The sequence below is a fragment of the Granulicella sp. S190 genome (assembly GCF_009766095.1).
Lineage (GTDB): Bacteria > Acidobacteriota > Terriglobia > Terriglobales > Acidobacteriaceae > Edaphobacter.
This window is the reverse complement of the sequence record NZ_LMUD01000032.1, coordinates 1-5,076: the sequence shown is the minus strand read 5'-3', so window position 1 is coordinate 5,076 and position 5,076 is coordinate 1. Positions and strand designations below refer to the sequence as shown.

The window sequence follows — 5,076 nt, the reverse complement described above, 5'->3', positions numbered from 1 at the left end:
GGAGAGACGATCTCCACTCAAAGGCCGGATACATTGCCGCAGACTTGTCTATCGCACGTAGCTTCTCCCTTGCAGTCCTGCGGCGGACCATACATTATCGTTACCTAGACCTGCGGTAGCTGACTCACCAATGGTTCATCTCTCATGGACGAAATGCGTGACACACCAAAAGCTCCTGCAGCAGCGATTACAGACATCCAGAGAGCCCAGCCAACGTATAAGCCATGATTGATCAAAATGCCTACCACCAGAGGTGCGAGAACAGAGGCAATCGACATTACGGATTGATTGACTCCCATCACCAGCCCCTGACGCTGTGGTGAAACACGTTTAGAGAGCCGCGCCGTGATCGTCGGCCTGAGTACCGCCGCACCACTATGGCTCAGGGTAAGGAATGCCAGCGTTGCAAGGACTGTATGGCTCAGCGAGAGCGCGCCAAATCCGATGGCCATCAGCAGGAAACCAGCGAAGACCAAGGTACGCTCCCGGAACCACCGTAAAAGGTGTCCCAGAGCGATCGCCTGGAAGAGAAAATTCAGGAGACCAGCGTAAGCGAACATAAACCCGGCGGTCTGCGGTCCGATCGGCTCTCCCCCCCAGGTGACGCGCCCGGCCAAAAACAAGGCGAACCCGGATATGAATGTGTTGAAGACAAAATAGAAAAGAGACAAGAGAAAAAAGATTCCGCCTGTCGCTGGATCGCGAAAGCAGTCCAGGATCGGTTTGACGGGAAGCAGACTCTCGGACGGCCCTTTGTGCTCAGCCTTTACTCCTTTCGGCAACAGCACGGCCGTCGCCACGATGCTGAGGGCTGAAAGAACGCAAGCTCCCCAAATCGGCGTCGTCAGGCTGTGTCTGGCCAGGAGACCGCCGAGGCTTGGCCCAACAAGCATGCCTAGACCGAATGCAGCTCCGACGATACCGAATGCCTTTGTTCTCTGTTCGGGTGCCGTATTGTCCGAGACGTATGCGTGCGCGACCGAAATGTTCCCCGCAGTCAAGCCGTCAATGATCCTTGCCGCAAAAACGAGCCATAGGGTGTTCGATAGGGCGAGCAGTATGTATCCCGCAAGTGTGCCGATCTGGCTAATGACCAACACAGGTTTCCTGCCAATCCGATCTGAGAGCTGACCGAGCGGAGGTCCAGCGAGCAATTGACAGAGAGCGAAAACCGACAGCAGCAGGCCTACGGTGAAGGCTCCAAAATGCTCTGCGTAGAAAGGTAATAGAGGAATCATCAGACCAAAGCCCATGATGTCTGTGAAGACGATGAGAAAGACCGGCACAAGAACTTTGCTGAGGGGAGGTGCGGACGGGATGTTTGGAGTCTGGATTGCGCTTGTCATAGTTTCCGTCCTAAACAGGTGTTTCGTCCGGGTATACCGGGGTTGTAGAACTGTTCCGCGGCGTGTCTATGCCTTGTACGTCATGGCAAGTGAAGCTGATCGTCCCAGCTCGCGGTCGTCCGCCCGTACTCAGGTCATGATCCAGAACCTCACCCAACCTGTTGCCGCAAACGTCTTCGAGACGTTCAGAGGCAACGAGGTGGTGCTCCAAGGCGCTCCAAGGGTGTCTCGGGATAATCTGCGCTGTGGTTCCGTCTGGTGCGAGTGACACACTCGTTTGAACGACCTCGCCGGAAGCGTTCAGAACTCCGATCTCGTCCTCGCAAAGGACGGCATCCATAACCCTGTCGAAGTGCACGACCACGGGATTGCGGCTGCCTAGTGTTGGGGCGACGAGACGCCACCTGGTCTCTTCGACCGCCTCAAGAACTGGATCGCCTACGCGGAAGGTATGGCGTGTTGTTTGACCGAGCGCCGTGACGGCTAAGCTAAAGGTCCGCCCGACAAAAAGCGCTGGCTCGTGAGTCGGGTCCGCACCAAGACCGCGCTTGATTCTTCCTGGCTCCATCAACACTGTTAGGCGACGCCCGTCAGGTGACCAGAGTTCCTGCGACAGGACGAGAAAAGGGTCACGCACCACTTGTTCCTTGTCGTCCAGTAAGCAAAGTTGGTCACGCTCGAAGTGAGCTTCTCCTGGCCTTGGGAAATGGATGTAGAAACGCAGGGTGTTGGCGGGGAGCACCTTGGCTTGAGGAGAGATGCTGATTAGCATCTCTGGGAAAGTTTTTGTCCGCATCTTTGTCTCTCTCTGAACTCAAGCCGCCTTTACGCCGCGTGTTTTCGCGGGAACTCGACACCTGGGAAATCGAACTCCACCCATATCTTGTCTAGCCGAGCGGGCAGTGGGCTGACCATCAAAGTCTCAAGCGTCAAATTGCCGGTATCCGCGTAGCGGGTCAGCGAGACGAAGAACTTGTCGCTGAACAGATCCGCCCGCAACGAAGATCCGACGAACAGCACCTGTTTGCCGACGGGTCCTGCGGGCATGAAGGGTGATTGGTCCAGCATCGGGCCCTGAGCCGGCCGGTTCTCGGGCGTGAAACCTTCGGCCGAGCGGATGCCGGAGAGCGGAACGATCATGGGGCCGCGACCGAGGTTGGTGATGAACAGTTTGTTTTCGTCTCCATCACGGTAAGCGACCATGCTGATGGGCTGACCGTTGCCCATGTCGCCGATTGTCTTGCCCCTTACCTTTGCGCCGTGCTGCAGTTCTGAAACCGGAATGGTGACGAGTGGGCTGCAAGCGTACGCGGCGACGAGCGTGTCTACGCCATCGAGCGTAGCGAATTGCATGGTGCGGATCGGCGCGCGTGTTTCGTAGCGGCCATGAGCGACGTGGTAAATCTCCAGTTGGGTCTCGCTGGCGGCTCCAGTAAACGGGTAGGCGATTCGCCGCAGCGTGGAGGAAAACTCCTGGTTCGAGACTCCGGCGACGAACACCTCGCCGTCATGAAACTTCAGATCCACAATCGTCATGGAACGGATCGGCGTACGTGCCTTCTCGTCGAAGTACGACGCGGGTGGATATGGGAAAGTACCAGCCCGCGACTTGAAGGTCACGTTCTCGTCTGGAACGTCGGAGAGTGGGTGCACCGTCACCTTCGACGATGAGAGGTCAAACGGTTGGACCTCGCCGGTAAGCGGGACCCGCACAATCGCGGGGTTCAAGCGGTCACCATCGCGCACGCCAATTGACAAGTAGGGCTCGCGCGTCACCGGATGAACGGCCATGCCGTTCATCACGAGGCTCTTCGCCGTTACGCCCAGCGCCGCTGCGATCTTTTCGTCAATCGACTCGAACAGGAAGGGGTCTAGTGAGGCTGGAGCCTGGCCGCGTTCCGTCTCGAAGGCAAAAACGGCTCCGAGCTTGCTGTCGCCTACGAAGAGGACACCGTCCGGGTTGAAGGTAAGAGCCCCCGCCGATTGTGGGATGACTTGGTTGCTGGTGTTCATGATGGTCTCCATAGGTCGTCCGCTTATAGCGGAGGTCAGGTTGATTGAGTAGAGATTGCGCTTGACGGGGACCAGGCCGCGAAAGGCAGTGCCTCGGCAAAGGGCAGCGTCGCGTTCCCGGGGCTACTGCGCGACGGGCTGAGCGATTGCTTCCAGTGCCGCCACCACGGTTTCCGCCTCCACACGTCCGGTCATGTAATCTGCGTCGACGTGGGAAAACCGAATGATCCCCGAGGTGTCGATCACATACGTGGCGGGCACAGGGAGTTGGTAAGACCCCTCTCCATTGCGGAGTTCTAGATCGTTCTTGAACACATTCTTGCCGAGTTCCTTCACCCCATCTCCCACTTGAAAGACGATGCCGAACTGCCGCGCCACCTTGTTCTCGAAGTCGCTGAGAATTGGGTAGGTCAGTTGGTTCTTTTCGGTTGCGATAATTCCGTTGTCCGGTTTCTCAGGAGAGATCGCGATCAGTTTTGCGCCCAGCGCCTGCATCTTTGGCAGAGTCGCCTGTAGTTCACGCAGTTCGAGATTGCAGTACGGGCACCATTCGCCCCGGTAGAAACTGATGACGAGCGGCCCTTCAGCCAGCAGACTTCCGAGCGAGACTTCGTGGCCGAATGCATCCGGCAGGTTGAACTCAGGCGCGGCATCGCCGACTTTCAAAGCGTGATCCAGCACGTCGGACGAGCGGACGCGCTCCATGTCACCGGAGATAATGCTGAACTTTTCTCCGAGGGTGGCCTTGACCTTTGCCTGTAATGCCTCTGCCGACTGTTTGTAAGCCATATTGATCTCCTGAGTGCCAACCGTTGACTATCTGTAGCACTCGATACATAATGAAAGGGGAGATCGCCCGTGTCAAGGATTATTTTGGGGCAGTCGCTACAGAATAGGAAAGGTCTCTCATGGCGCGGACTTTGGAGTTCGATTACGACACCACCCTGGATCGGGCGACGCGCCTCTTTTGGAAGAGTGGCTATGCAGGCACTTCGCTGCGCGATCTGCTCAAAGAAATGGGTATTGGGGAGAGTTCGTTTTACAACACCCTGAAAAGCAAGAAGCGAGCCTACCTTGAGTGCCTGAAGCACTATAACGAGACCGTCGCTCGAAAGCGCTCCAAGGTATTCCTTGAGGCACCCACGGCTGCACTCGGGGTGCGTGCGCTATTCAAGAATATGCTGGAATCTCTCGACAATCCTGATACACCTTCGGTCATCTGCATGATGGCTGGAAGCCTGACGCACGAGGTACTTGATGAGGCTGAACTGCGAGAGTACATCGAAGGGCAGATCTCCACGCTTCAGGACAAGATGATCGCTCGGATGAACGCCGACAAGCGAGATGGACTTCTTGCGGCGGGTTTCGAGCCTCAGCTTGTGGTGCCTGTCGTCAGTACATATATGCAGGGCCTCTGGCGGATGGCCCTTGTGTCTTACGATAGGTCTCGCTTCGAGCAGCAGATAGAAGTCTTTCTCACCGGACTCGGGCTCTGAAGCATCTTTGGACGGAGCTGACACTTGGTGAGCGCTGGAATATCGAAGCGGCTCGCCATTGGGTTTGTTGAGCGGTACCGAGAAACGCGCTTCCCGTCAAATGGGATCACTTCCGACATGCCGACTTCTCGTTACTGATAAGGACTAAGCGCGTTGAGAACTGAGCGATCATTGCGCTGGCAACTCGGCGGTTGGGGAAAAGCTATATCGCGCAATAAGCC

5 protein-coding genes are annotated in these 5,076 nt (G+C 56.7%); 1 reads left to right on the top strand and 4 read right to left on the bottom strand.

What is annotated here, in order from left to right; genetic code table 11:
• Positions 1-104: 104 nt before the first annotated feature.
• From GSQ94_RS16720 to GSQ94_RS16705, 4 genes are all read right to left on the bottom strand, one after another.
• Complete coding sequence (locus tag GSQ94_RS16720; protein ID WP_158945011.1) at positions 105-1,346, bottom strand: MFS transporter; 1,242 nt, start codon at positions 1,344-1,346, stop codon at positions 105-107.
• Between the two features lie 10 nt (positions 1,347-1,356).
• On the bottom strand, positions 1,357-2,142 hold the full coding sequence (locus GSQ94_RS16715; RefSeq protein WP_158945010.1) for a hypothetical protein: 786 nt from the start codon (positions 2,140-2,142) through the stop codon (positions 1,357-1,359).
• A 29-nt stretch (positions 2,143-2,171) separates the two neighbouring features.
• On the bottom strand, positions 2,172-3,359 hold the full coding sequence (locus tag GSQ94_RS16710; protein WP_158945009.1) for a hypothetical protein: 1,188 nt from the start codon (positions 3,357-3,359) through the stop codon (positions 2,172-2,174).
• A gap of 123 nt (positions 3,360-3,482) precedes the next feature.
• On the bottom strand, positions 3,483-4,148 hold the full coding sequence (locus tag GSQ94_RS16705; protein ID WP_158945008.1) for a peroxiredoxin-like family protein: 666 nt from the start codon (positions 4,146-4,148) through the stop codon (positions 3,483-3,485).
• Positions 4,149-4,267: 119 nt separating this feature from the next.
• On the opposite strand from GSQ94_RS16705, the gene GSQ94_RS16700 reads away from it, so the two are divergent.
• Entirely contained in the window at positions 4,268-4,855 is a 588-nt protein-coding gene (locus GSQ94_RS16700; protein WP_158945007.1) for a TetR/AcrR family transcriptional regulator, read from the top strand.
• The last annotated feature ends 221 nt before the right edge of the window (positions 4,856-5,076 follow it).